We start from the raw sequence: 24,540 nt of genomic DNA, 5'->3' as shown, positions 1-24,540 counted from the left end.
CGCCGCCGCCAAGTCCCCTCCCTACGAGGCGGTTCGGCCGTCCGGCCGGGCCCGGGCGAGGACGGGGAGCGGTGCGTCCCGGGCGGACAGTTCTTCCGCGAGTTCCATACAGCGCAGGCGGGCCGGGGAGAAGTCGTAGGGCATCTTGCCGGTGGCTTCGACCACGCTCATGGAGTCGGCCTCGCGCCTGCCGGGGCCGAGGTCGGTCTCGCGCTCGCCGTCATCGGCGGTGGCAGGGTGCCACGTGTCCCAGGCGTCGAAGAGGGCGTCGTCGTCCCCGCCCAGGCCGGACTCCTCGATGGCGGCCAGCAGGGCGCTTTCGAACGTGTGCCGCTCGACGGCCACTTGAGCCACCCGTGGGTCATCGACGGCGACACTGTCGTCGAGTGCCGCCTCGGCGTCATCGATGCGGTCGGACTCCTCCCGCAGAGCGGGATGCGTGGCCAGGACGGCGAAGCGGGTGGCCTGGACGGCCGCGCCGAGCGGGCCGAAGATCCGCTCAGTGACCAGCAGACTGTCCAGGTCCGCCTGACGCAGGGAGCCCTCGGGCAGGCCGTCGAGGCGTTCGGTGACGACGTCGGAGAGCAGACCCAGCCGGCTGCCTTCGGTGCGCATCCGTTGCACGGCGGTCCGTTGCCGCCGCAATTCCGCCTCCTGCTCGGCGAGGGTTTCCTCCAACCGCTCCAGGATGGGCGCGATACCGTCTCCGCTGTCCGCACCGGCGGAGGCCGTGCCGGTCGTGAAGGCGTCACGGATGTCGTCCAGGGCGATCCCGGCGTCGGCCGTCTTGCGAATCCACAGCAAGCGGATCATGTCCTCGTACCCGTAGCGGCGGCGGTCATCGCCGCCCCGCTCGGGCTCGGGGAGCAGGCCGATCTCGTGATAATGGCGAATCGCCCGTGGTGTGCAGCCGACGAAGGCCGCCGCGTCGCCGATCTTGACCTGACGGGGTGGCATGAAGGACGAGTGCATGAGCGGGGACCTTTCCTCAGGGCATCGGGACGTCGGTCCACCGGACCACATGCCGCTACGGAAGGTGCAACCCCCTGCACGCGGCCGGCGGAGCGCACCTCGGTGGTCCGCGCGCCGTCCGTGCAGCTCCAACGCCTTACGGCACCAGCCGGGCACGGCCACCAGGGTGGTGGGGCGGCAGAGTGGGAGCGAACGTCGCGGGTGCTCTGCGCGAGGACGGAAAAGCCCGGCGCGTCCTCCCCTCACGCTGGGCGGCCTCACACGCTGGGGGTCCACGCAGGACAGGTGGGCCACGCGTGGACGACCACCGCTTCCGGCGCAGGCAGCCGGCTCGCGGTGATGATGTCGTCATGACCATCACTTTCCGGATCCCCGCGGCCAGCCCGGAACTCGTCGGGTTCTCGTACTCGCCGTCGATGGAGGCGGTGCTGAGCCTGCACGTGCTGGTGGAACCCAAGCACCATCCCGTCCAACACGCCTGGGTACGGGCCATGCGCAGGCTGTCTCCGGCACTGAAACGCGAGATCGACGTGTTCTCCTTCGCCTACCGTTCCTACTTTCCGGAGTTCTTCTTCCCGTCGCCGACGGGTGAACTGCTCGGCTTCGAGGACGAACTGCGACGACTGCGCTCGGTCGACCCGGAGCTGGTGCAGCTGGAGTTCGCAGTCGCGCTGGGTGGTGAGGCGTTGGGGGGCGGGCCCGGCAGGAACCCCGCTGCCCTCGACGAAGCCGACGTCCGCCGTCGACTGGACGAGCAGGCAGGGGCAGCGGGCGACCAGAGGCTGGCCAGGCTGCTGCTCGATGAGCCTGCCTCACTGTTGGAACGGTTTCTGAAGATGCTGGAGCACTACTGGGAGGAAGCGTTCTCACACGAGTGGCAGCGCATCGAGCCGGGGCTCGCCGAAAGCGTCGCCGAGGCCGGTTGTCAGATCGCCGAGCACGGTCTGTTCACCCTGTTCCGTGGCCTGTGGCCGGAGGTCCGCTGCGCACCCGAGGCCGGGCGGGTCTGGATGGAACGACCCCACGATCACGACGTCGAGATCACGCCGGAACGGCGGCTCGTCCTCGCTCCGAGCGTTTACGTATGGCCGCACGTTCGCGTCAACTGTGACGGCCCCTGGCCGCTCGGGCTGGTGTTTCCCGCGTCCTCCATCGTCCGGGAGGCCCGCCCGCGTATCCCCCCGGCGCGGCTGACGGGCATCCTCAGGGCGCTGGCCGACGACACCCGCCTGCGGACCCTGCGGCTGATCGCCGAACGGCCCCGCAGCACGCAGGAGCTCGCTCCCCTCGTCGGAATCACCGAGGCCGGTCTCTCCAAGCAGCTGCGCCTGCTGAATGAGGCGGGTCTGGTCGAGCGCCGCCGCGAGGGCTACTACGTGCTGTACCGGCTGGTCCCGGAGCAGGTGGCGGCTCTCGCACCCAGCCTGGAGGCGTTCCTGCACGCGAGCCACCCCACTGATTAGCGTCATTCTCCATCAGTTGATCAGGTGCTCGCTCGTTCCGACAGTGGGGGCATGACACTCCTGAAGGACCGGAACTTCCTGCTTCTGTTCGTGGGTCAGGGCATCTCACGTTTCGGCGACGGCATGTTCACCGCCACCACCGCGTGGATGGCCTGGTCGCTCACCCATGATCCGGCGGCGGTGGCGCTGGTCACCGTGGCCGCGTACGCGCCTGCCTTCGCGGCGACGTTCGTTGCCGCTTCCTACGCCGATCGCTACGACCGGCGACGCCTGATGATCCTCACGGACGTGCTCCGCGCGGCTCTGGTGGCTGTCGCCGTGGGCCTGTTCGCTTTCGGATCGGTGAACCTGACCGTCCTGGTGGCGGCGACGGCGTCGCTGGCCCTGGTCGGGGCCCCGTTCGCTCCCGCCCGCAACGCCATCGTGCCGCAGATCGTGCCGCCCGCCCTTCTCCAGCAGGCCAACGGGCTGCTCCAAGTGGCCTTCCGCGCCGCCTTCTTCGTAGGCCCGTTGGTACTCGCGCCCGTGCTGGCCGTTGCTTCCCTGACAGCCGCTGTGGCACTCAACGGACTGACCTTTCTGCTCTCGGCGGCCGCCGTCGCCGCCCTCCGGGTGCGCGCTCCCGCCCACCGCGACCGGCCTGCCGGGCTCCGCTCCGACCTGGCGGCGGGCCTCAGGGCGGTTCGGTCCGAGCCGGACGTACTGCTGGTGATCGTGACCTTCGTCCTCGCTCTCACCCTTACCAGCGGTTTCCTGACCGTCGGCCTGGTGGCCTTGGTGGGGCAGGGCGGCCAGTACGGTCTGCTCCTGGGCATCGCAGGGCTGGCGGAGGTGGCCGGAGCCCTCCTCCTTTCCAGGGTTTCGATCCGCAGGCTCGCCCTGGTCGCCATACTCGCCTGGGCCCTGCTGGGCATCTTCCGACTTCCGCTGGGTCTGGCCGCCTCTCCGGTCATGGCAGCCGCTCTGCTGGCGCTGACAGGGCTCGCCTCCGCGCTGACCGACATTCCGCTGATCGCACTGGTACAGCAGCGCATCCCGGACGGCCACCTCGCCAAGGCCCTCGGTCTGTGGGAGGCCGGCATCGCCGGCGCCCTCGCCGTCTCCCCGTTCATCGCGGCGACGACTCTCTCCCTGGTCGGAGTGAGGGCAGCGTTCATGCTGTCGGGCGCCGCCCTGGTGACACTTGCCCTGGTGGCCTGCACGATCCTCGCCAGGACCACCACCGAGCGGCCCGACCGGCCGGATGACCGGATGAGTGCTCCAGAGCGAGGCCGGCACGGTTTCATCGCCTCACCCGAAGAACCAGGCGCTTCCCCACGCTGAACCCGACAGCGAAATCGTCGCTGACGACCTCGCGCAACGCGTCCAGGGCTACGGCCTGTGCAGCAGACCAGGTGCGCTCAATCGTGGACTTCCCGGCGGCGGACGGGCCGATGAGGACCACCCGGCTGGGCGCAGCGGCCCCGAAGCTGTCCGCTCCGCTAGCATGTTCGGGCTCACGATCATTATGTGCAAATATAACAAATCGGCTGAAAATTGATATCTGGGATAACGCGAGGTTCCTCGCGAAAAGGCGACCGTCCGGCGGTTCCATGGCGGCAACCACGCACCATGCTGTGGGCCGCGGTGACCGTGGTGGGCCTCGGATTCCTCATCGCACTGGAGATCGCCTCGCGTCGCTACGGCGAGCGCGGGCCGATCACCGACCAGGCGCGAGAGGTGATCTTCGCCCCCCGGTCGGGGACCGTGCTGTACGCCAGCATGGCGTTGATGACGGTGGTGCTCACCTGGCGCCAGCGGTTCATCGCGCTGGGCGCGGCGGTCGGCATCGACGTCGTCTTCTGGCTCGTGCGACGGGCTGTCGGCGCCGAGATGATGTTCGGCAACGGCGCACTGTGGGTGACCCTGGCCTGCGGCGTCATCGCCGTCACGCGCCGAACCGGCCGGGAGCGTGCCCTGCTGCTGAAGGGCGTGGGACTGGCCCTGCTCCTGGTGGCCGGCCGCAAGAGCGGCTACACCTGGCTGCTGATCACGGCGAAGACCCGCCCGATGGTACTGGACCAGTACGTGGCCACCGCCGATCACGCCCTGGGCAACCCGTCATGGCTGGCGGGCCGGATCGTCGCAGCCACCGGCACGGCCGGCGCCCACGTCCTCGAGTGGGTCTACATCCAACTCCCCGTGGCGGCGGTCGCGGTCGCGCTGTACCAACTGCGCAATGTCGCCGTCGAGCGCCGCTTCCCGGGCCATCACCTGGTGCGCACCTTCCTGGTCATCGGCCTGCTGGGGCCCGGCATCTACATGCTCTTCCCGGTGGTCGGACCCGTCTTCGCCTACGGCGCCGACGGAGGGCACTGGGCCATGGCCAACCTCTGGCCGGACACACCGCCACCGGTCGGCACTTTGCGGCCGATGCCCTTCAACGACGTCACCCCACGCAACTGCATGCCCAGTCTGCACATCGCATGGGCCACCGCAATCTTCATCCATGCCCTCAAGGGCCCGTGGGCGTTGCGATGCGCCGGCGCGTTCTGGCTCATCGCCACACTGGGAGCCACCCTGGGCTTCGGCTACCACTACGGTGCGGACATCATCGCCGGTGTGGTCTTCACCCTCACCATCGACATGGCGCTGCGCTCGCTCGACCGCGGCTGGGACCGATCGGCGAAGCGGTTCGTCGCCTACGGCGCAGCGGTCTTCACCGGCCTCTTGGCGTCCTACCGCTATCTGCCGACGGAGATGGCCGCCCATCCGTGGCTCTTCGGACCGCTGCTCGTGCTGGTCCTGGCCTCAGCGGTGTACGGCTATGCGCGGATCACCAGGCTGTCCGAACAGACGGCCGTCTCCGCCCACCTGCCGGAACAGCGACGCGAACCCCAGCCCGAACCGGTCTGAGCGGCGGGGCGAGCCAGGCAGAGGCCGGCTCACCCGGCGCGCTGGGTCGTCTCCCCCGCCTGAACGGGTACGGCTGGCAGGGGGACGGTGCAGGAGGCGCAACGCCGGGCTCGGGCGGGCACGGGGCTGAGGCATTCGGGGCAGTCCCGTTTGGGGGCCTGGACGTCCTGGTGCGGGGCGAGGCGCTCGTGGAGCTTGTTGATCGGGAGCACGACCAGGAAGTACAGGGCGCCGGCGAGGAGGAGAAAACTGATCGCCGCGTTGATGAAGGCGCCGTAGGGGAACTTGGTGGCGCCCACGATGAAGGTCTTGTGACTCATGTCGCCGGTGGCACCGCTGGCCAGCCCGACGAGTGGCGTCAGAAAGGCGCTGACGAAGCCGTTCACCACGGCGGTGAACGCCGCCCCGATGACGATGCCGACGGCCAGATCGACCACGTTGCCGCGCAGAATGAAGCTGCGGAAGCCCTTCACCTTCTCACCCCTCAGAGACCTTCGACGTCGACGGGCGGTACCGAGTCCGCGGTCGGCTCACCCTGTTCGCCTCGACTGCCCGGCCACCCTTCCTCCATGCCTGCTCCGCCGCGCGACGCGGTGACCTGTCGGATGCCGAGGCCACGTGCGTCGACCACGCCGTCACTGCCGGCGGGCATCGGGTCGGCCGGAGCCGCGACTGTCCGGTGAGCGTGGGGGCAGGGCGTGGCAGACGTGGCTGTGGGAATGCGCATCCGGCGCAGGAGCCCACGGGGGGGGTGCGCTTGCGCAGTGCTGCGCCAGGCCAATGCTCTCGGGTGTGGGTCCATGGCCTTCGGATACTTGCCTGACATGAGACTTCCGGCGCAGTTGCGTGACACTGATCGGTTGCTGACCAGACGGGCCGCTGCCCGCATCCCGCCCGGCGTCGGCAAAGCCCTCTCCGCGGTGGAGGAGATGGCCGAGAGCTCGAAGCTGTGGTGCGGAGCCGCCACCGCGATGGCGTGGCTGGGCGGGTGGCGCGGCCGCAAGGCTGCCGCGGCCGGCATGGGCGCCCTGGTGGTGGCACAGCTGGTCTCCAACGGCGTGTGCAAGCAGCTGGCCGACCGGCCCCGGCCACCGAAGGAGTGGTTCCCTCACGACGAAGCGGACGACCGCCCCGACTCCTCGTCCTTCCCCTCCGGTCACACCGCCGCCGCGGTCGCGTTCACCGCCGCTGTCGCCCCGACGTGGCCGGCCGCCGGCGCTGCGTGCGCAGTACCGGCCGCCATGGTGGCGCTCGAACGCGTGCAAAGCGGCGCCCACTACCCCAGCGACGTCGCAGCCGGCGCCGTCATCGGCCTGGCCGGCGCCTGGCTCACCCACCGCACCCCGCGCCTGGTCCTGCGCCGCTGGCTCTGAGAGCCGGAAGCCCGGGCGCATATCCCCATGACCCGTCGGCCGGGCATCCGAGAGCGCGCCCACAGCGCGAACAGATGCACCCCCGGTCATCACACCGTCTGGTCGCCGACGCCACATTTTGCGGCATCGCTGCGGCCATTGGCCGACAAGGAATGGCCCGTCTCGACGCCGGCGCTCTGGCGGGCCAGGGGCGCGACGGAGGGATGGCTGCCGGGCTGAGCGACCGCGTGGGCAGCTTTTGGCGTGCGGGGCCGTCCAGGCGCAGGTGATGCTGCTCTCGATACCTGCCCGTCCGGCTGTGCCGCCACGGGTTCCGAACGCTTCCGCTGTACCGTCTTCGGCCTGCTGCGCCGTCGGGGCGTCGACGACGACCGGCGCGGGACCTGCCACGCCTCGCGCGTACGCGCCGGCCCGCTCGGAAGCTCCCGAGCGGGCCGGCCGCGTGCCCGACGGCCCCACCCACCAGGCACACCCCACAACAGCCGTCCGGGCCACCGCCGCACCCCGTCAAGCCGCACCTGCCGGCTCCCCCGCGGCAGCGAGGTCAAACCAGCGAGGTCAAACCCTGGAACGTGCCTCGCACGTACTGCACCAAGCTGAGCCGTCGGCCGTGAACTCTCGCATCCTGGGTACCCGCTCGCTCGCCAAGCGGCCAGGCGCGTAGGCGGTCCGGGCCACCAGCACGAGGAAGTGACAGGGGGTGAGTGCCGTGTCGGACGCGCAGCCCTACCCGGCCGGAGCCGGTCGCAACACGCCGCACGCCGGGCAGGAGCCGGTGGGCGAGCTGGTGCGGCGGGCCTCGCAGCAGCTGACCGAGCTGGTGCGCGGCGAACTGAGGCTGGCCCAGGCGGAGATGAGGGAGAAGGGCAAGCGCTACGGCAAGGGCGGCGGCCTCTTCGGCGGTGCCGGCGTCGTCGGCTTCCTGACGCTGGAGGCGCTCGTCGTCACGGCGATCGCGGCGCTGGCGGTGCCGCTGCCGGTGTGGGCGGCGGCCCTGATCGTCACGGCGGTCCTGGGTGTGATCGCCGCGGTCCTGGCCATGAGGGGGAAGAAGCAGGTGGAACAGGCCGCGCCGCCCGCGCCAGAGCAGACGATCGAGAACGTGAAGGCCGACGTGGCCGAGATCAAGGAGAGTGCCCAGCGATGACCCAGCCGCCTCACGACGAGATCGCCACGTCCGAACCGGGGGAACTGCGCGAGCGGGTCGACCACACCCGCGACAAACTCGGGCTCACGATCGAGGCGCTCGCGGGCAAGGCCGACGTCAAAGCAGACGCCCTGGGAAGGGCCTCCGAAGTCAGGGAAAGGGCCGCGGCCAAGGCCGGTGAGCTGAAGGAGAAGGCCGCCGAGCTGGCCCACCAGGCGCACGACAGGCTGCCCGACCCTCTCAAGGACACGGCCGCCCGAGCCGCCGAACAGGCACGGACCAAGACGGCCGCGGCCGGACGGCTGTGGCAGGAAAAGGCCCCCGAGCCACTGCGGCAGAAGACGGCCCATGGGGCGCGGTCGGCCCAGGACAACCGCAAGGTGCTGCTGGCCGCGGCCGGCGCGACGGCCCTGGTGTGGCTGGCCTGCCGCCGCCGGCAAGGGTGAGCCAGCAGGCAGGTGACCGACGAAGACACCGTCGGCAAGGGCTGCTCGCCGTCACCGGCCTGGCCGGCCCGAAACCCGCTCGGGAGAAGGCCGCAATGCCGCCATGGGCATGCGACAAGCCCGGCAGCCCGCGCAACCGGCCTTCCCACTCACGGCCTGCACCTCCACGAAGGACGCTCACTGTCATGTCCGATCAGCATGCGGCCACCACAGTCACGGCCGCAGCAGTCATCGCCGCCCTCCTGATCGCCCGCGCAGCGGTGCTCCGCCAGGCCAGCCAACGCCACCTCGCCCGCACCACCCCGACGCGGGACGACCGCACCAGGGCTCGCACCACCGCACAACCTCCCGCCGCGACTTCCGACGACGCCTCCCACGCCGTACGAGAGGACGAGCGGTATGTCCACCGCTGCTGGCAGCAACTCCGTACCCGCGCCGAACCGCCCGACTGACCCACCCGCGGTCGCAACCGGGCCTACCGCCCGATGCCCTGCCTCCCCGGACGCCGGATGTCCGCGTACGGCGAGCGCTCAGTTGTGTGTCCGGCACGTTGTCCTTGTGCCGCGCTTCGGCACGTCGAGCATCACCATCCGTGTCGGCTGTCGTGCCGGGCACTGCACTGACCGGATCGTCGCGTCCTCGATCCCACGTCAGCGGTAGGCAGCCGGGCAGGGTGCGGCCTCGCCGTCGTCGGTCAGTGCGAGGCGCACCGTAATGCGCTTGCCGACCGGCGCCCGCCGCGCTTCGAAGCTCTCGGCGACCGCCATGACGATCTCCAAGCCATGTCGGCCCACCCGCCCGGCATCGGCGGCCCCGGCCACCGGCAGGACCGGCGCACAGTCCCACACCACGATCTCCACCGCATCACCGGCGATGCGCAGGTCCATCTGCACCGGCCCCGGCGCGTACTTGCGGGCGTTGGTCACCAGCTCACTGACCACCAACTGCGTCAGGTCCATCGCGCGTGGCGAGACGTGCAGGCCGTGCTCGGCCTGCACGCGCGTGAGGAAGTAGGCGGCGAAGTGGCGCGCTTGGGCGATGCCCGTGCCCTCACGTTCCAGGGCCAGCGTCGCCTGCACGGCCCGCTCCCCCGGTCCTGCGTCATCCTCACGCACCGAGACTGCTTCCATCGCGGCTCGACTCCCCCCGCCCGCTCACGCCCCCCACGGATACCCCTCCCTGCATACGGAGCAGACGCCGTGCGACCTCAATGCCCGGGCATCGTCCGTGCTGTGGCAGACGAACGCGCGAGGTAGAAGGGTTCCAGGATCACCGACATCGCCGAGGAACGGACGGCGGACACCGGACGAGCCGCTCAGCCGGTCCTGCTGTCGTTCGTCTCCCACGTCACGGACGGCATCCCCGCAGGGACTGCGGTGTCAGCTCGGCGACCGGGCGCCTCACGCGTGCGAAGAGCGCGGAGAGCCGTGCACAGGAGACGCCGACGGTGTCAGGCCGACGTCGAGGCCGCCGAAGGCTTCGCGGATGTCGTCGCGTCGCTCCCGGCGGTTGGCGCGTGTGCAGACACGAGTCGCCGACCACGCACGAGTTCGTCAGGCGTCCGCGAGAAGCGGATCATATGGGGTGTTTCTGCGGCGGCCCGACATGAAGGAAAGGAACTCCCCCACGAACGCGCTGCGGTCGTAGGTCCCGTCGGTGGCGACGAGGTCGCGGTGGAAGGCAGTGCGGAAGAGCCCCCGGTGTTCGTCCGCGTCGATGGTTCCGCTGTTGTCCTTGTCGGTGGCGTCGAAGAGCACCTCGGCGACGCGGATGAGCGCGGGACCGGCGAGGGAGGGTACGGCGGCGGCGTACTCGTCGGCGCTGACCCGGCCGTCGCCGTCCGTGTCGAGGACGGCCTGGAGTTCGCGCCACCAGGCGGCGAAGGCGTCGTAGAGCCGGGTCTCCTCGGGCTCGTCCAGGTCGAGGCGGGTGGCCAGCTCACGGGCCATTGCGGCGAGGTCGGGCCAGTCGAGGTGTCCGTCGCCTGTCTGGTCCAGCACCTGGCGGAAGAACTCATCCGCCGAGCGTCGGCCCTCTCCCGTCGCCGCCGAGGCGGTGGGGACCGGGGCGGGACCGGTGTCACCGCTCAGCGGTGTGAGGAGTCGGAGCAGGGCCGATGCCTGTTTCATGCGGGTGCGCAGCGCGGTCGCGGTCCGGGCGCGGGAGTCGTCGCTGTCGGGCGGGAGGGAGAGGGTCTCGATGATGGTTTCGGCGTTGATCCAGCCCTCGGGCAGGAAACGGGTGAGCCCGGCGGCGAGGTAGGCGCCCTGCATGAGCGTCGGAGCGCCGGGCATCTTGGGCAGACCGGCCTTGCGCCGGTAGGGCTCGGGAAGCGAGGCGACGGTGATCGCGCCGAGGAGCGGACCCACGACAGCCCGCCCGGCCGCCCACAGCGTCGGCGCGCCGTCGAGCAGTGCGGGGGCGGGCAGATGGTCGAAGAGTCGGTAGAGGATGATGCGGGCTGCCTCGGTGTTCTCCAGTTCGTCCTCGACGACCTTGTCGAAGTACGGCCAGAAGTCGTTCAGGTCCTCGGGGAGTTCCCCGGCGTCGCCGTCGAGCGCGGCGAGGAACGCGCGGTACTCGGCGTACATGTGCTCCATGGTGTCCTGGTCGAGCGGCTGACCGCTCAGCCGGCACATGGTGACGGCGCTCTCATAGAGGGTGGCGACCACCCAGGCGCGGGTCGCGCGGTCCATGGCGTCGTAGCTGCGGCCGCGGGAATCGGAGCCGCTCATGCGGGCGTGCAGCCTGTTGAGGCGGGCGGCCTCCCGTTCGCGTACCCCCGGGTCGGCGTCGAACATGCGCCGCATGCTGAGGAAGGTGTTGCGCAGCCGACGCCATGGGTGGGCGACGAAGGTGGAGTTGTCGGCGAGGGCGGCGCCGATCTGCGGGTGGGCGGCCTCCAGCACGGTGGCGCGGATGATGGCCAGAGCCCAGCGCGGGTCGTCGAAGAAGGCGCTGAAGTGCCGTTCCGGACCGAACAGGGGGGCCTCGGCGGCCGTTCCCGTGGTTTCGGTCGTCATGACGGGTCTCCGTTCGTCTGGTGCGGCACGCCGCCGAAGCGGCGGTCACGGCGTCGGTAGGTGCGCAGGCAGGTCAGAAAGTCAGGGGCCCGAAAGTCCGGCCAGAGCGCTTCGGGGAAGACCCACTCGGCGTAGGCGACCTGCCAGAGCATGAAGTTGGAGATGCGCTGCTCGCCGGAGGTGCGGATGACGAGGTCGACGTCGGGGGTGTCGGGAAACGGAAGGTGGTCCGCGAAGAGCCGCTCGGTCACGTCGTCGGCGGACGTTCCGTTGCGGATCAGCGACTTGGCCGCCTCGACGATGTCCCGGCGTCCGCCGTGGTCGAAGGCGACGGTGAGCGTCATCCCCCGGTTGTCGGCGGTCAGCGTCGCCAGATCGTCGAGATCCCGGGTGAGTTCACGGGGGATGCGTGGGTCTGCGACCCCGAGGAAGCGGCAGCGGATACCGCGCGCGAGCAGCAGCGGCGCGTGCTTGCGGACGACCTGGCGGACCAGGCGCATCAGGTAGGTGACCTCGGTGCCGGGACGGTTCCAGTTCTCGGTCGAGAAGGCATACAGACTCAGCCACTCGACTCCGGCCGCACGGGCTGCTTCGATGATGTCGATGACGGTGGTCTCCGCGGCCCGGTGGCCCGCGGTCCGGGGAAGCGAACGCCGCTGTGCCCAACGGCCGTTGCCGTCCATGACGCAGGCCACGTGCCGCGGCACCGCACGCGCCGAGCCGCCCGCCGGCCGCTGCTCGCCGCCATGCTGTCGCCCACTGGGCCCGTCTGCCGGCACCGCGCGTGGACCCTGGACGTCGCGGTCCGTCGCACCCCTCCGTGCATCGCCCGCAAGGGCACGGTCGGCCTTACCGCGCTCAGCCACGCCCACCCCGTATCGCCCGTGCGCACGCCCTCGATGGGGCATTCCCTCCCAGAAGTCTGACGGCACGACAGGGGGCCGACCGGCCGAACGGGGGGACCGTCACCCTTGGCTCGTACGCCCGATTTCCGGCAGCGTCGGCAACGGCCGGTTGAATCCGTGACCGGTGCCGACCTGCCGCGCCACCACCGATCGCGATGGCGTGAGGACCGCACGGGCAGGGCCGGTGCTGCCAGCGAGGTCGACGATGAGTTCGACTCGATCGTGTCGCCCCGGCAGAGCGCCGCGCTCGACCGGGCCGTCGACCGCTTACCCGGCGTTACGTTACGGGGGGGGACCTTGGCGAAGTGCGCGTGCGGGGCGAGTGAACTCGACGGCGTGCGCCCACGGTTCGTACACCGGACGGGCCGCTCCGAGCAGTCGGGGCGCTACGTGTGGAGCAGCCCGAGGGTAATCAGCGCCAGGACGAGGAACAGGACTCCGCAGCCGATCAGGACGTCACGCACGACGGCTCGCCGGCCCTGCGGGGTGTCGGTCCGCCACCGGGGATCGACGGACGCCGTGCCGTTGTCGAGGTTCTCCGCGAGACGCTGCGCGTCCTTCAGGTGGTACACCACATAACTGGTCTCCGACGTGCTGGAGGTGGTCTTCCGCTCCTTGCTCCGCACTCCATGAGCGGAGGCGACCGCCCGGACATGCTTCGGCCGCACTCGCCACAGCGGGGCTATGTGCCAGCCTCTCAACCAGATGTCGTCATCAGCCGTCATCGGTCGTGACTCTACGGCGTGTCAGGCACCGCGGGGAATACGGCGAACGACGGGAGCGACCGCGCACGCCGACGCTGTGAGGCTCCGAACGCGATGGCCGCCGGCGCATCCAGTTCACTCGCTCCCCTGAGGGACGTGGAGTACCTTGCCACGCGCCATGGCCGACGGCGACGCGGGTGCGCTGGCCACCGGAGAGGGTGCCGATCTTCGCGTCGAAGGGCACGTTGCCCGCGCGGACGATGTCCTCGGCGGCGCGCTGGTCCCAGCCGGGGTTCAGCTCTCGCCCCATCCGCAGGGTCTCCGCCACGGTGAAGCGACGAAACAGCGGCTTCTCCTGAGCGAGGAAGGCGGTGCGCCGTCCGGACCGCGCCGAGCCCGGCTCCTCGCCGAACAGGCTGAGCGTGCCCCGAGTGGGCTTCAGGACATGGGCCGCGCGGTTCAACAGGGTGGTCTTGCCCGCCCCGTTGGGGCCCACCAGCCCGCAGATCCTGCCCGCCGGAAGCCGGAAGGCGCACTCCCGCAGCGCCCAGCCCCGCCGGTAGCGCATCCCCAGTCCGTGCGCTTCGAGCGCCGGCTCCCCCGTGTACCTGACGTCACTCACCCGTGCTCCTCGTTGCCATGCCGCCGGTGACCGCCGTGGTCCCCGTGGCGTACTGCTTCTCCAGGGCCGACGCGACCAGCGCGGCAACGTCCTCCTGCTCCAGACCGGCCGCGGTGTTCGGGTTGACGCCGCTCTTCTCGGCGCCGTCCTTGGCGGTGGGCAACCGGTCGCCCGGCACCAGGACGCCCAGACGCAGCGCCTGCTTGGTCTGCCGCACGATCTGCTGGAAGGCAGGGACCCCGCTCCGCCTGTCGATGCGGCACTCCACGGCCGACGGGGTCAGCGGGCAGTCCGGGAACAGAGCACGCGGGCCCGGACGAGGCGGGTCCCTGCCGTTCCGGTCGGCGGCCGGATCCGGCACTGAGATCGCCGACCGGAACGCCAGGCGCTGGCGATGGTCGGCCACGAGTCCCGTCGGCCACGGCCCGGACCTCGTTCGAGCGCGGAGGCACCGGTGTGGGGCCGGCTTCGGATTCGGTTGCGGCCGGTCGCGCAGTTCCCCGCGCTCCGGACTCGGCTTACGGCTGGTCGGGTGGGTCCCCGCGCCGCCGGCCCGGTCCTGTTCCCGCCGTCGCCGAGGCGAGGCCCTCGCGCAGCTGCAACGGTGCCATGCCGTGCCATCGGCGGACAGCCCGGCGCAGGGCGCGCTCGTCGGAGAAGCCCGCCCGGCGGGCCACCTCGCGGAGGGTGAGGTGGGGACGGTGCAGGAGCAGCTCGACGCGCTCACGGCGGACGCCGTCGACGATCGCCTCGTAGGAGGTGCCGCAGTCGGCCAGGCGGCGGCGCAGCGTCCGCTCGCTCGACGCGTGTCTGCGGGCCTGCTCGGAGAAGGAAGGGACGATCGGGAGGCTCTGCGCGACGGAGATCTCCAGGATCTCCAGCAGGTCCTGCTGCCGACGGCGGGAGGCCATCTGACCTTCGAGGAGTTCGAGGGTCGAGGCGTAGGTGACCGGATCACGGCCCGGCATCGGCCGGTTGATCCACGCCTGCGGTACCACCAGCCGGTTACGGGAGGCGCCGAAGTGCAGGGGGCAGCGGAAGAGGTCGCGGAACGGCCGGACGTCACGCGGGGCGGCGAAGGCGAAGTGCACCTCCTGCGGGGCGAGGCCTGCGTCGGCGGCGAGGCGGCCCATGGTGACGACGCTCGAGAACGCCTCCTCGACAAGGAAGACGGCGACGTTCGGGTCGACCATCGGGTCAGGGAGGTCGGCTCGTACCACGTAGTCGGAGCCCTCCCGGCCCGCCGACCAGACCGTCATCGCCCCCGACACGTTCTGGAATCGCACGCCCGTCTCGATGGCGACCCGGAGGGTGTCGCCGGCGAGCATGGCGAAGCCCAGCAGCCCCCAGGCGGTGAGGTGCTGCGCGGCTCCGACCCGCAGGCCCAGGTTCTCGTCCCCGGTCAGTTCGACAGCGCGCCGGATGACGGCACTGCCCTGGCGGTAGGAGACGCGCAGGGCCGCCGAGCGCATCAGGGTCTCGGTGAGACCGACCTGGGCCAGTTCCGGCTGGAGGTCGACCCCGTACTCCTCGGTGATCTGGCCCAGGTAGCGCAGGATGTTCGGCGAGATCGTCGCCGACGTGCTGCGGGTGGTGCCGTTCTCCGGACGGGCTTCCTCGGTCATGGCTTCTCTCCAGGGCCGTGTTCGCGACCACTGTAGGCATCTGCGTCCGTTTTCGGCCGCGCTAGCGGGTACGGATCCAGACGGTCTTCTCCCTGGTCCACTGCGCGAAGGCGTCAGTGGAGCGCTCCGCCCCGCCGAATCCGGACTGTTTCCAGCCGCCGAAGGGGGCGGTGATGTCGCCCTCGCTGTAGCAGTTGACGGACACCACTCCGGCCTGGATGCCGCGGGCGAGACGGAAGGCGGTGTCGAGGTCGTGGGTCCACAGGGAGGCGGCAAGGCCGTAGGGGGTGGCGTTCGCCGTCCGGATCGCCTCCTGCTCGGAGGCGAAGGTCTGGACCGTGACCACGGGGCCGAACAGTTCCTCGGTGAGGACCCGGCTGCCGGCGGGGGCGCCGGCGACGACGGTGGGCGGGTAGTAGGCCCCGCGCGGGTGCAGACCCGCCGGCAACCCGGCGGTGTGGGCCACGGCTCCGCCCGCCACCGCCTCGTCCACCGCGCGGGCGACCCGGTCTCGCGCCGCAGTGCTGATCAGCGGCCCGGTGCGGGTGTCCGGCTTGGCCGGATCGCCGATGACCAGGGCCCCGGCGGCGGCCGTGAAGCGTGCGACGACCTGGGCGGCGATGTCCTCGTGCACCAGGATCCGGGAGCCGGCCGTGCAGTTCTGGCCCATCGTCAGGAACGCGGCAGCGATCATGTCGTCGATGAGGTCGACGCCGAAGTCGAGCGCGTCCGGCATCAGCACCTGGGGGCTCTTGCCGCCCATCTCCAAGGAGACGCGTTTGAAGTTGGTCTCCGCGGCGTCGACCAGGATCCGCCGTCCGGTCGCCGTCGAGCCGGTGAACGAGAGCGCGCCGATCCCGGGGTGGCGGGCGAGCGCCCGGCCGGCTTCCGGGCCGTAGCCGGGCAGCACGGCGAGGGCGCCGTCCGGCAGTCCCGCCTCCCGCGCCAGCCGGGCCAGGTGGAGGGCCGAGCGCGGGGTCGCCTCGGCAGGCTTGAGCAGGAGGCTGTTGCCCGCGGCGAGGGCGGGCCCGATCTTCCAGGCGGCCATGGCGAGCGGGTAGTTCCAGGGGAGGACGGCGGCGACCGCACCGACAGGTTCCCGGCTCATCAGACCCAGATGGTCGTGGCCGGTGGGAGCGGTGCGGCCGAAGACCTTGTCGGCCGCCTCCGCGAACCAGCGGATCGACTCGATCGCGCCCGGCACATCACCGGTACGGCACTCCGTGATGGGCTTGCCTGCGTCCTCGCAGTCCAGGCGGGCCAGGATCTCGGCGTCGCGCTCCATCAGCTCGGCGAGGCGCAGCAGGACCGCGGCCCGCTCCCGGGGCGGCCGAGCCGCCCACACCCCGCTGTCGAAGACGCGGTGCGCCACTTCCACGGCCGCGTCCACCTGGCCCGCGGTGGTGGCGGACAGGGTGTCGAGGGTCTCCCCCGTGGCCGGGTTGACGACGGTGAGCAGGCGGCCGTCCGGGCGGGTGCTCGTGTCGGTGTTCACGGTCATGCCTCCTTCACCATTTCCCAGCGGCCGTCGACCTGCCGGGCCAGACCTCTGCGCCGCAGGTCCTCCAGGTACCTGGCCAGACCGCGTTCGCCGCGCTTGCGGAAGAGCGGGAGGAGACTGGGGAGAAGATTCGGCGCCAGCATGGAGAAGCGGACCAGAAGCGATTCGCCGACGCGTGGATACGCCTCGAGCCGCGGCCGGTCGAGCAGGCTCACCACCGCGGCGACGACGTCGGACGGCTGCTGCGGCGGGTCCTGGAACTGCAGGGAGTTGCCGCCGTCGACGGCCTCCCGGCGCAGCATCGGGGTGTCGGTGGCCGAGGGCAGTACCGAGCCGACACGAATGCCCTTGGCGCCCAGGTCGAGGGCGATGGACAGCATCGCGCCGCGCAGCCCGAACTTCGACGCCGCGTAGATCGGGGTCTCCCCCTGGGGGAAGATGCCGGCGAGGGACAACGTGGTGACGACGCGGGGGTCGGCGCAGGCCCTCAGCAGGGGAATGGCCAGCCGGGTGACCACCAGCGGGGAGACCATGTTGAGGTCGATCTCCCGCTCGATGGACTCCACGGGGCGCACGTCGAACCGCTCGGTGCTGGTCATGCCGACGTTGTTCACCAGCACATCGAGACGGCCGAAGGCGGCGGCGACCTGCTCGAAGAGATCCGCGACCCCCGCCCGGTCCAGCAGGTCGCAGCCGAGACCCAGGTGACCGTCCCCGGGCAGGGCGTCCGCGACCCGCCGCGCGCGCTCACCGTCGATGTCGACGACGACGCACACCGCGCCGCCGATCGCGAACCGCCGGCACAGCGCGCTGCCGATGCCACCCGCGCCGCCGGTCACCAGCATCACCTTGCCGGTGTAGTCGTAGCCGCTCATGCCAGCGTCTCCCTGCTGCGGTCGGCCCGCACGGCCGGCGGGCGGCCCTCGGTGGGCCAGCCCATGGCGGCGGCGGCCTTGGTGACGTACTTGGTGTACGCGGCGCTGTCGACGTATCCGGTGTGGCGCGGGGAGTCCACGAACCGCAGGCCGCCGGTCAGGTCCGGGCGGTCACCGCGAATCATGCCGGCGAACCGCGCGGCGTTCGGCAGGCCCCGACGAGTGTCCTCGACGAAGCCGGCGATGAGCTGAGCCTGGGCGTCGAAGAGCTGGTAGGCGCCGGAGTTGGTCTCGATGAAGCCGACGCCGAAAAGCCCCTCGTGCTCGCGGGAGAACGACGACAGATACAGGTCAGGGTGCTGCTCGTCGCCGAAGTAGGCCTGTGCGACAGGCACCTTGTGCACATAGCCGGTCGCCAGGAGGATCAGGTCGAAGTCGTTGCTGCTGCCGTCGGTGAAGTGGACGGTGCGGCCCTCGGCGCGCAGGATCCCTGGCCGCGCGGTGATGTCGCCGTGCTGAAGGTGGTGCAGGAGCAACGAGTTGACCGTGGGGTGGGTCTCGAAGAGCTTGTGGTCCGGCTTTTGCAGGCCGAGGCGGGTCGGATCGCCGTTGACGATCCGCAGCAGCGCGCCGAACAGCCTCTGCTCCAGCCACTTCGGCATCCGGGGTCCGACGCCTTCGAGGGTGTCCACGGGCCTGCCGAACAGGTGCTTGGGGATGAACCAGTAGCCGCGGCGCATGCTGATCTCCGCATGGTCGGCGGCCCGGGCCGCGTCGCAGGCGATGTCGCAGCCGGAGTTGCCCGCGCCGACCACCAGGACCCGCTTGCCGCGCAGTTCGTCGCCGCTGCGGTAGCCGACCGTGTGCCGGATCTCGCCGCTGAAGTCACCCGGGATCTCCGGGATGTTGGGGTGCCACTGCGAGCCGGTGCAGACCACCACCTGCGCGTGCCGGCTGGAGCGGCCGTCGGCACGGGTGACCGTCCAGGTGCCGTCCGCGTTCTTCGCCACCTCGCGCACCGCGGTACCGAACTCGATGCGTTCCGACAGCCCGTACGCGTCGGCGAACGACGTCAGATACGACAGGATCTGCCGCTGCGGCGGGTAGTCGGCGAAGTGGTCCGGCATCGGCCAGCCGCCGAAGCCCGAGAGGGTCTTGCTGGAGATGAAATGGGCCGACTCGTACATCGGGCTGCCCGGGTTGTCGATGTCCCACAGGCCGCCCGGCCCGGTGTGCCGCTCGATGTGCGTGTAGGGCAGCCCTCGCTCACCGAGCGCGCGTGCCACTGCCAGCCCGGCGGGACCGGCGCCAATGACACACGTGTCGCATTCGGACTCCTTCACAAGTCCACCTCCTCTGGTCGCCACGTTGGCTTGGGAGGAACGTAGGCAGCACGCAAGCACCGCGGGACTGGCCCGTGCGGCCACAAAGGGGGCTGTGGCGGCCACCCCGCTGACCGCCCCGGCGCGCCCCGGACCGAGGCCCCTGCCGCTCGGCCGAGGCGAACCCGCCCCGCAGGGCACCTCCAGCCCATCCGTTCTACGACTGCCGAACTGGTGGCTCCCGCTCCGGGCGTCCGTTTCCGGCCGCGCGCCCTCGGTCTCTGCCCCTGAGCTCTCGCTCCTGTCCGCCGAGGTGTCGAGCTCCTGATCGCCCGGGCCGTCGGCCCCTCGATCCGAGCCTTTCGCTCCAGGAGCCCGGCTTCCGGCTCCGGCCCCCTGGCGCTCCTGGCTCTTGGCTCCTGGCCCCTGGCTCCTGGCTCCTGGCTCCTGGCTCCTGGCTCCTGGACCGTCCGCTTCCGGCCACCCGATCCATCCACTCCCGGCCACCCCCACCGTCGGCTCCTCGGCCTCGGCCGCCGTGGGGTCTCGACCCGAAGGCCTCGGCTACCGGTCCCGGCCGTCCGCGGCTGGCCGCCAGGGTCCCCCGTCTGGCCGTCGGTGTCCTCGGGCAGGTCCGTCCGGATTTCTACGGTTGCTCCAATTCGCGCACGCCGGCCCGTCCACGGTCCGTCACAGGAAGAGGGTCTCCCCATGACCGCATCCGTCGGTGCGACGGCTCCGCCCCGGTCCGTGAGTGGGGGCTCGCTCTCGGGAGCCCGTCGGGTCACGGCCACCGTCTTCGCCGCCCAGGGCGCGGCGGTGGCCGCCGTGTCCACCACCGTGCCCGCCGTGGAGAGCCGCCTGGGGCTGTCGGACCTGGCGATGACCGCCCTCACGATCGCCCTGACCCTGGCCGCGGGCACCGGCAGCTTCGCGGGCCTGGCCGCCGTACGCCGCTCGGGCCCCGTCCCCGTCATGCGCGCGGCGGTGCTGACCGCGGCCGCGGCCCTGCTGTTCGTGGCATGGGCGCCCGCCCGGGCCGCGGCCTCTGCGGCCTACGTCCTCTTCGGGCTGGCGCTGGGCGCCATCGACGTGTCCGTCAACACCCGCGCGGCCACCGTCGAACGCCACTACGGGCGCAGCATCCTCTCCTCCTTCTACGCCGCATGGAGCGCCGCCGGCGTGGCAGCCGCGCTGCTGACGGCGGGCGTCTCCCGGCTGGGCTGGCCTGTCCCGTACGTCCTGACCGCGCACGCCGTACTCGTGGCACTGCTGGCGCTGACCGTCCGGCTCCACACCCTCAAGCCCGTGCCCTCCTCGTCCAGCGACCGACCGGCGCCGGACGAGGCGGTTCCGGGGCGAGTGTGGGCGCGGCTCGTTCCCTTCGGCGTCGTTCTGCTCGTCGCCTACGTCGTCGACTCCACGGTCGCGGCCTGGTCGACCGCCTACCTTCACCACACGCTCGCCGCGTCGCTGGCCGCCGCGCCGCTCGCGTACGCGGCCTACCAGGCGGGCACGGTGACCGGCCGGGCGGGCGCCGACCTCATGGTGCGCCGGGTCGGGCCGCCGGCGGTGGTCCGCACCGCGGCCCTGGTCGCGGCCGTCGCCCTGGCCGGCCTGGCGGTGGCTCCGAGCTGGCCGTACGCGGTCGTCGCGGCATGCTGCGCGGGCCTCGGCATAGCCGCCCTGACCCCGTTGTGCGTCGCCGCGGCCGGCCGGCTGCGACCCGACGCCCCTGAGACGGTGCTGGCCCGGCTCAACGTCTTCAACTACGTCGGCGTACTCGTCGGAGCCGGCGCGAGCGGGGGCCTGGGGGCCACGGGCCACTTCCGCCTCGCCTACGCGATACCCGCTGCACTCGCCGTGGTCCTGGTGGCCACGGCTCGCTTCTTCCGCCCGACCGCACCCGGGCCGCCGCAAGCCTGGACGACCCGCCGCGCGGGCCCGGCCCCCGTCCTCCCCGTGGCCGTGGACAGAGGCCGCAGGCCTTGACCGCGGGCAGGGTGCACCAGGCTGTCTTCCTCGTTGTGACCGACGTCCAGCACCGGGATCACACCTCTGGAAGACCTGAGCCGGCCCGCGAAAGCGCGCGCTCAGCTACGGGAGCCGTGCGGGGCGGGCGGCGGGCCGGGGGGGCGGTCGGCATCTGCCTGGGCGAGGAAAGCGATGGCGCACCGGCGAGCAGCGACGGCCCCGCCAAAGGGGGCGGCCGGCCCGGATCAGCTGCTCGACGGGCGCAGCACCGGCGCTCGCGGAGGCGAGGGGATTCCCGAGGCTCGGTCCTCATTCTGCGTTCGCGGGTGCGCCCCTGCCCGCCCTTCCCTCGTACCTGCCCGGAGCATCTTGTTCCGCACAGCCGTCCGAGAGCATGTGCCCCGGGTGGACGGGGCACAATCAACGCCGCAGGCCCTGACCTGGGCACGCCCGCGCACAACCGAGGACACCGTGACCGACATCGACACAGCCGACCAGCCGGAGCAGTTCTGCGTCGCGCAGCGCCTCGTCAACGGCGTCCGCGTGGTGAGCGTCCAGGGCGAGATCGACCATGACGTCCAGGAACTCCTTACCGAAGCCCTGCTGCCCGGGGACGACGACGGCACGCCGCCGCGGATCGTGGCGGACCTCAGCGGTGTGACCTTCATGGACTCCACCGGCATCAACGTCTTCGTCACCGCCCACCAGGCCGTCGACGCCACCGACGGCTGGGTCCGCATCGTCGGCGCGCAGGAGTCCGTCCTGCGCGTCCTCGAAATGGTCGGCGTCGACGCACTCATCACCTGCCACCCCACCCTCGAACACGCCCTGCACCCCTGAACCCCCGCCACTCGGGTGCCCCCGGGCCCGAGGTGTCGCCCGGACGCGTGTGCCACTGCACGGCCGCCTCCAGCTTCTGACGCACCGGCTCCGGCAGAGGCTCGCCGACCGGCGCTCAGTAGATCACCGCTTCGGCGATCGCCAGCAAGGTGACGTCGGTGTGCAGAGAGAGCTCGCACAGCAATTCGAGAGGGGCAAGGCCCTTGGGAACTCCGCCTCAGCCGACCTGCCCTGTCGGCCGCACCGTGATGTGGTTGATGTCCACGCCCGCGGGCTGGTTGAGGGCGAACACGATGGTGTCGGCGATCTGCTCCGCGGTCATCGTGGTGGCTGCCTCGGGGGTACCGCCGCGGGCGTGCCAGAAGGGGGTGTCCACGACGCCGGGGGCGACCACGGTGACGCCGACTCCGTCCTGGCCGACCAGGAGACGGGTGTTCTCGGCGAGGGCGTGGGCGGCCCACTTGGTGACGGAGTAGAGGTTGCCGGGGGTGTGGCGGACGCCGGCGACCGAGCCGATGATCACGATGCGGCCCGTGGAGGCCCTCAGGTGGGGCAGGGTCTCCTTGATCAGCAGGACGGGGCCCAGGACGTTGGTGAGGATCATGGCGCGCATGTCCTCAGGGGCGTGGGTCTCCAGGTTTCCCGGCAGGGAGAAGCCGGCGTTGGCTATGACGTTGTCCAGCCGGCCCCAGGTGTCCAGCACCTGGTGGACGGCGTCTGCGACGTCATCTGCCTCGCCGGCGTCGCCGGTGATCGTCAGCAGCCGCTCACCCGCCCCCGCGGTGGTGGCGAAGGCGGCCAGCTTGCCCGCGTCGCGTCCGGTGACGGCCACGCGGTGCCCTTGCTCGAGCAGGGCACGGGCGGTGGCGGCGCCGATTCCGGTCGAGCCACCGGTGATCAACGTGACGGGTTCCATGGGACGGCCTCCTCGGCGACGGCGTTATTGGGGCGGCAAAGCGCCTGCACTCTACCCAGCGATCTTCGACGGACGCTCCCGGCTTTCTCCGGCGGCTCCGCACCTGACCGCCGATCAGGAATTGGGCAGAGGGCAGCTCACGCCGCCCCTCGGGGGGGGGTAAGCGCACCGGCCGGGCAGCGCCCGACCGCTCTACCGCGAGGCCGCCGCCGGCTTCGTGACCGCATCCGCTATCCGCAGCACCATCTGGAGCTGGCTGGCGTCGCGGTGCGTCGGCGTCCACGAGTACACCGCGCTGCGCCGAAGGTCCCGCGTCGCCATCATGGCCGAGTTGTACCCGTACCGCTCCCCCGTCTTGCCCCACAGGGCCACGCCGTTGACCGTGACCGTCTGGAGGCCCACGCTGTAGCGGGCCGGGGAGCCGTCCACCATCCGCACTTCCGGTGCCGGCAACTCGAACATCTTGTCCAGCGTCGCCCTCGGCAGCAGTTTGCCCGGCGTGAACAAGGCGGTGATGAAACGGTCCAGATCGCGCGTCGTCGAGAGGAGTTCGCCCTCCCCCCACGCCTCGGACTGGTTGTACTCCGTCACGTCCCGCAGCGTGCCGTCCGACATCGCCAGGTAGCCGTGGACGTGCGGGCCGTGGATCTTCGGGTCGTTGCCCGGGAAGGACGTGTGACACAGGCCCAGCGGGCGCAGGATGCGGTCGCCGATCACCTTGCCGTACGGCTTGCCCGTCACCTTTTCGATCAGCAGCGCCGCCAGGACGTAGTTCATCCCCCGGTACTCCTGCTTCGTGCCCGGCGTGAACTTCATCGGGGCATCCTCGGGCAGAGTGTCCACGAGCTGCATCGGCGTCCATTGGTCGTAGCGGTGCTCGAAGACCTGCTCCGGGGTGTCGGTGCGCTGGGAGTCGGGGATGCGCTCGTCCGGCAACCCGCTCGTGTGGTTCAGGAGTTCAGCGATCTTGATCGGGGCGTAGCCCGAAGGAAGCAGGCCTGGCAGGTAGTCCTGAACCGGCTTGTCCAAGTCCAACCGACCCTCGGCCGACAACTGCAGAACGGCCGTCGCCACGAAGACCTTCGTGATGCTGCCCGCCCGGAAGGTGTCGTCCTGGCGGACCGGTACACCCGTCCTTCTGTCCGCTACGCCTGCGGTGCCGTACCAGTATCCCGCCTTGCCGCTGACGAGCAATTGAGCAGCCGTCGCCTGCGGGTGGTCCAGATCGGAGATCGCGGCCCGAAGTGCCGCCGTGTCGAGCGGCGGGAGCGCGGTGGACGCGGAAGACGTCGCGGATGACGGTCCGGCAGCCGCCACGGCAGGGGGCGTCACGGTCGCGAGGAGGGCGGCCGTCAGCGCCGCACCCACGAAGGCCCGGCGGGAAAGGAAGGTCGAAGTCATGACGATCATGATTCCGAAAAGCCCTCGCCGTGCCATCCGGAAACACCCCCACCTTCCCCCTACACGCCCCTGACGATCTATCAGGGTCGCCCTCCAGTGCCCGCGGACGGATGCTGGGAGGTCAACGGGTGCTCCTGCCGACCGCCGGAGCCGACGACGCACGCTCCCGGGCCGGTGGAACCCTGGAGGGCCAACCGTTGACCTCTCCCCTGCTCGGGACGCCGGACAGCCGGTGGTCGAGGCACGGAAGAACACCAGCGGGTCCAAGGCCGCACCACACGGCTGCCGCCGACGGCCCTCACGGCTCAGTTGATCCGCTTCTCGACCATGCGGCCGCGCTCATCGGTGCGCGTACGTCTTGTGCCGCACCGCCTCTCCCCACAGCGACCCAGATCGTTTCGCGCCTTTTCCGGACCTGCTGCCGGGGGCACCCGCTTCGGTTCACACGTCGTCCATTGCTGTGCGGATGTGATTCCCCTCGACATATTTTCCTCATTTTCAGCCAATTCGACGACACATCATTGATCGAGTTCGCA

Annotated in this window: 22 protein-coding genes and 1 pseudogene; 9 read left to right on the top strand and 14 right to left on the bottom strand. The window is 71.0% G+C overall.

Annotated elements, in window-relative coordinates; translation table 11 throughout:
• Nucleotides 1-21: 21 nt before the first annotated feature.
• A complete protein-coding gene (locus tag KMS84_RS10460) occupies nt 22-972 on the bottom strand; it encodes a MerR family transcriptional regulator (RefSeq protein ID WP_256915847.1) in 951 nt (316 codons plus the stop codon).
• Nucleotides 973-1,322: 350 nt separating this feature from the next.
• On the opposite strand from KMS84_RS10460, the gene KMS84_RS10455 reads away from it, so the two are divergent.
• The 3 genes from KMS84_RS10455 to KMS84_RS10445 all read left to right on the top strand — a co-directional run bounded on the left by KMS84_RS10455 (nt 1,323) and on the right by KMS84_RS10445 (nt 5,330).
• A complete protein-coding gene (locus tag KMS84_RS10455) occupies nt 1,323-2,435 on the top strand; it encodes an ArsR/SmtB family transcription factor (protein ID WP_256915846.1) in 1,113 nt (370 codons plus the stop codon).
• A gap of 51 nt (nt 2,436-2,486) precedes the next feature.
• Complete coding sequence (locus KMS84_RS10450) at nt 2,487-3,758, top strand: MFS transporter (RefSeq protein ID WP_256915845.1); 1,272 nt, start codon at nt 2,487-2,489, stop codon at nt 3,756-3,758.
• Nucleotides 3,759-4,046: 288 nt separating this feature from the next.
• Nucleotides 4,047-5,330 (top strand): phosphatase PAP2 family protein, encoded by a 1,284-nt coding sequence (locus KMS84_RS10445; protein WP_256915844.1) that lies wholly within the window; start codon nt 4,047-4,049, stop codon nt 5,328-5,330.
• A 29-nt stretch (nt 5,331-5,359) separates the two neighbouring features.
• Here KMS84_RS10445 and mscL read toward each other — a convergent pair whose 3' ends face one another.
• On the bottom strand, nt 5,360-5,803 hold the full coding sequence (gene mscL / locus KMS84_RS10440; RefSeq protein WP_256915843.1) for a large conductance mechanosensitive channel protein MscL: 444 nt from the start codon (nt 5,801-5,803) through the stop codon (nt 5,360-5,362).
• A gap of 351 nt (nt 5,804-6,154) precedes the next feature.
• Here mscL and KMS84_RS10435 point away from each other — a divergent pair, with 351 nt between their 5' ends.
• The 4 genes from KMS84_RS10435 (at nt 6,155) to KMS84_RS10420 (ending at nt 8,748) form a co-directional block, all read left to right on the top strand.
• Nucleotides 6,155-6,703 carry a phosphatase PAP2 family protein gene (locus KMS84_RS10435; protein WP_256915842.1) on the top strand — a complete coding sequence of 183 codons (549 nt, stop codon included), beginning with the start codon at nt 6,155-6,157 and terminating at the stop codon, nt 6,701-6,703.
• 775 nt (nt 6,704-7,478) lie between these two features.
• Entirely contained in the window at nt 7,479-7,850 is a 372-nt protein-coding gene (locus KMS84_RS10430) for a phage holin family protein (RefSeq protein ID WP_256915858.1), read from the top strand.
• Nucleotides 7,847-8,296 (top strand): DUF3618 domain-containing protein, encoded by a 450-nt coding sequence (locus KMS84_RS10425; RefSeq protein WP_256915841.1) that lies wholly within the window; start codon nt 7,847-7,849, stop codon nt 8,294-8,296. Before KMS84_RS10430 ends, KMS84_RS10425 begins: the two co-directional genes overlap by 4 nt.
• 185 nt (nt 8,297-8,481) lie before the next feature.
• Nucleotides 8,482-8,748 carry a hypothetical protein gene (locus KMS84_RS10420; RefSeq protein ID WP_256915840.1) on the top strand — a complete coding sequence of 89 codons (267 nt, stop codon included), beginning with the start codon at nt 8,482-8,484 and terminating at the stop codon, nt 8,746-8,748.
• 198 nt (nt 8,749-8,946) lie between these two features.
• Here KMS84_RS10420 and KMS84_RS10415 read toward each other — a convergent pair whose 3' ends face one another.
• From KMS84_RS10415 to KMS84_RS10370, 10 genes and pseudogenes are all read right to left on the bottom strand, one after another.
• Nucleotides 8,947-9,426: an ATP-binding protein gene (locus tag KMS84_RS10415; RefSeq protein ID WP_256915839.1), complete on the bottom strand. Its 480-nt coding sequence runs from the start codon at nt 9,424-9,426 to the stop codon at nt 8,947-8,949.
• A gap of 423 nt (nt 9,427-9,849) precedes the next feature.
• Nucleotides 9,850-11,319 carry an oxygenase MpaB family protein gene (locus tag KMS84_RS10410; RefSeq protein ID WP_256915838.1) on the bottom strand — a complete coding sequence of 490 codons (1,470 nt, stop codon included), beginning with the start codon at nt 11,317-11,319 and terminating at the stop codon, nt 9,850-9,852.
• Nucleotides 11,316-12,191, bottom strand: coding sequence for a polyprenyl diphosphate synthase (gene uppS / locus KMS84_RS10405; RefSeq protein ID WP_438818920.1), 876 nt, complete (start codon nt 12,189-12,191; stop codon nt 11,316-11,318). The genes KMS84_RS10410 and uppS overlap by 4 nt, the downstream gene beginning before the upstream one ends.
• A gap of 419 nt (nt 12,192-12,610) precedes the next feature.
• Nucleotides 12,611-12,949 carry a hypothetical protein gene (locus tag KMS84_RS10400; RefSeq protein WP_256915837.1) on the bottom strand — a complete coding sequence of 113 codons (339 nt, stop codon included), beginning with the start codon at nt 12,947-12,949 and terminating at the stop codon, nt 12,611-12,613.
• A 166-nt stretch (nt 12,950-13,115) separates the two neighbouring features.
• Nucleotides 13,116-13,496, bottom strand: a pseudogene (locus tag KMS84_RS10395) (ATP-binding cassette domain-containing protein); the annotation flags it as partial.
• Between the two features lie 46 nt (nt 13,497-13,542).
• Nucleotides 13,543-13,818 carry a GntR family transcriptional regulator gene (locus KMS84_RS10390; protein ID WP_256915836.1) on the bottom strand — a complete coding sequence of 92 codons (276 nt, stop codon included), beginning with the start codon at nt 13,816-13,818 and terminating at the stop codon, nt 13,543-13,545.
• 250 nt (nt 13,819-14,068) lie between these two features.
• Nucleotides 14,069-15,175, bottom strand: coding sequence for an AraC family transcriptional regulator (locus KMS84_RS10385; RefSeq protein ID WP_256915835.1), 1,107 nt, complete (start codon nt 15,173-15,175; stop codon nt 14,069-14,071).
• 61 nt (nt 15,176-15,236) lie between these two features.
• Nucleotides 15,237-16,676, bottom strand: coding sequence for an aldehyde dehydrogenase family protein (locus tag KMS84_RS10380; RefSeq protein ID WP_256915834.1), 1,440 nt, complete (start codon nt 16,674-16,676; stop codon nt 15,237-15,239).
• On the bottom strand, nt 16,673-17,551 hold the full coding sequence (locus KMS84_RS10375) for an SDR family NAD(P)-dependent oxidoreductase (RefSeq protein ID WP_256915833.1): 879 nt from the start codon (nt 17,549-17,551) through the stop codon (nt 16,673-16,675). Before KMS84_RS10375 ends, KMS84_RS10380 begins: the two co-directional genes overlap by 4 nt.
• Nucleotides 17,548-18,894 carry a flavin-containing monooxygenase gene (locus KMS84_RS10370; protein ID WP_256915832.1) on the bottom strand — a complete coding sequence of 449 codons (1,347 nt, stop codon included), beginning with the start codon at nt 18,892-18,894 and terminating at the stop codon, nt 17,548-17,550. Before KMS84_RS10370 ends, KMS84_RS10375 begins: the two co-directional genes overlap by 4 nt.
• A gap of 690 nt (nt 18,895-19,584) precedes the next feature.
• Between KMS84_RS10370 and KMS84_RS10365 the strand changes: the two genes are divergently transcribed.
• On the top strand, nt 19,585-20,865 hold the full coding sequence (locus KMS84_RS10365; RefSeq protein WP_256915831.1) for an MFS transporter: 1,281 nt from the start codon (nt 19,585-19,587) through the stop codon (nt 20,863-20,865).
• Nucleotides 20,866-21,318: 453 nt separating this feature from the next.
• Nucleotides 21,319-21,687, top strand: coding sequence for an STAS domain-containing protein (locus tag KMS84_RS10360; RefSeq protein ID WP_256915830.1), 369 nt, complete (start codon nt 21,319-21,321; stop codon nt 21,685-21,687).
• A gap of 217 nt (nt 21,688-21,904) precedes the next feature.
• Here the strand turns inward: KMS84_RS10360 and KMS84_RS10355 are convergent, their stop codons facing one another.
• Entirely contained in the window at nt 21,905-22,603 is a 699-nt protein-coding gene (locus tag KMS84_RS10355; protein WP_256915829.1) for an SDR family oxidoreductase, read from the bottom strand.
• Between the two features lie 192 nt (nt 22,604-22,795).
• Nucleotides 22,796-24,004: a serine hydrolase domain-containing protein gene (locus KMS84_RS10350; RefSeq protein ID WP_256915828.1), complete on the bottom strand. Its 1,209-nt coding sequence runs from the start codon at nt 24,002-24,004 to the stop codon at nt 22,796-22,798.
• Nucleotides 24,005-24,540 lie beyond the last annotated feature (536 nt).

The sequence above is a fragment of the Streptomyces hilarionis genome (assembly GCF_024539675.1).
Lineage (GTDB): Bacteria > Actinomycetota > Actinomycetes > Streptomycetales > Streptomycetaceae > Streptomyces > Streptomyces hilarionis.
Note: the sequence above shows the minus strand (reverse complement) of the source record. Positions and strands in the feature narration are given on the sequence as shown.

What these genes read in the sequence shown, in the direction of transcription:
- KMS84_RS10385 (WP_256915835.1), bottom strand. Translation starts at nt 15,175, where the DNA reads ATGACCGAGGAAGCCCGTCCGGAGAACGGCACCACCCGCAGCACGTCG.
- KMS84_RS10415 (WP_256915839.1), bottom strand. Translation starts at nt 9,426, where the DNA reads ATGGAAGCAGTCTCGGTGCGTGAGGATGACGCAGGACCGGGGGAGCGG.
- KMS84_RS10365 (WP_256915831.1), top strand. Translation starts at nt 19,585, where the DNA reads ATGACCGCATCCGTCGGTGCGACGGCTCCGCCCCGGTCCGTGAGTGGG.
- KMS84_RS10375 (WP_256915833.1), bottom strand. Translation starts at nt 17,551, where the DNA reads ATGAGCGGCTACGACTACACCGGCAAGGTGATGCTGGTGACCGGCGGC.
- KMS84_RS10455 (WP_256915846.1), top strand. Translation starts at nt 1,323, where the DNA reads ATGACCATCACTTTCCGGATCCCCGCGGCCAGCCCGGAACTCGTCGGG.
- KMS84_RS10350 (WP_256915828.1), bottom strand. Translation starts at nt 24,004, where the DNA reads ATGACTTCGACCTTCCTTTCCCGCCGGGCCTTCGTGGGTGCGGCGCTG.
- KMS84_RS10445 (WP_256915844.1), top strand. Translation starts at nt 4,047, where the DNA reads ATGCTGTGGGCCGCGGTGACCGTGGTGGGCCTCGGATTCCTCATCGCA.
- KMS84_RS10425 (WP_256915841.1), top strand. Translation starts at nt 7,847, where the DNA reads ATGACCCAGCCGCCTCACGACGAGATCGCCACGTCCGAACCGGGGGAA.
- KMS84_RS10410 (WP_256915838.1), bottom strand. Translation starts at nt 11,319, where the DNA reads ATGACGACCGAAACCACGGGAACGGCCGCCGAGGCCCCCCTGTTCGGT.
- KMS84_RS10355 (WP_256915829.1), bottom strand. Translation starts at nt 22,603, where the DNA reads ATGGAACCCGTCACGTTGATCACCGGTGGCTCGACCGGAATCGGCGCC.
- KMS84_RS10420 (WP_256915840.1), top strand. Translation starts at nt 8,482, where the DNA reads ATGTCCGATCAGCATGCGGCCACCACAGTCACGGCCGCAGCAGTCATC.
- KMS84_RS10435 (WP_256915842.1), top strand. Translation starts at nt 6,155, where the DNA reads ATGAGACTTCCGGCGCAGTTGCGTGACACTGATCGGTTGCTGACCAGA.
- KMS84_RS10380 (WP_256915834.1), bottom strand. Translation starts at nt 16,676, where the DNA reads ATGACCGTGAACACCGACACGAGCACCCGCCCGGACGGCCGCCTGCTC.
- KMS84_RS10400 (WP_256915837.1), bottom strand. Translation starts at nt 12,949, where the DNA reads ATGACGGCTGATGACGACATCTGGTTGAGAGGCTGGCACATAGCCCCG.
- KMS84_RS10450 (WP_256915845.1), top strand. Translation starts at nt 2,487, where the DNA reads ATGACACTCCTGAAGGACCGGAACTTCCTGCTTCTGTTCGTGGGTCAG.
- KMS84_RS10460 (WP_256915847.1), bottom strand. Translation starts at nt 972, where the DNA reads ATGCACTCGTCCTTCATGCCACCCCGTCAGGTCAAGATCGGCGACGCG.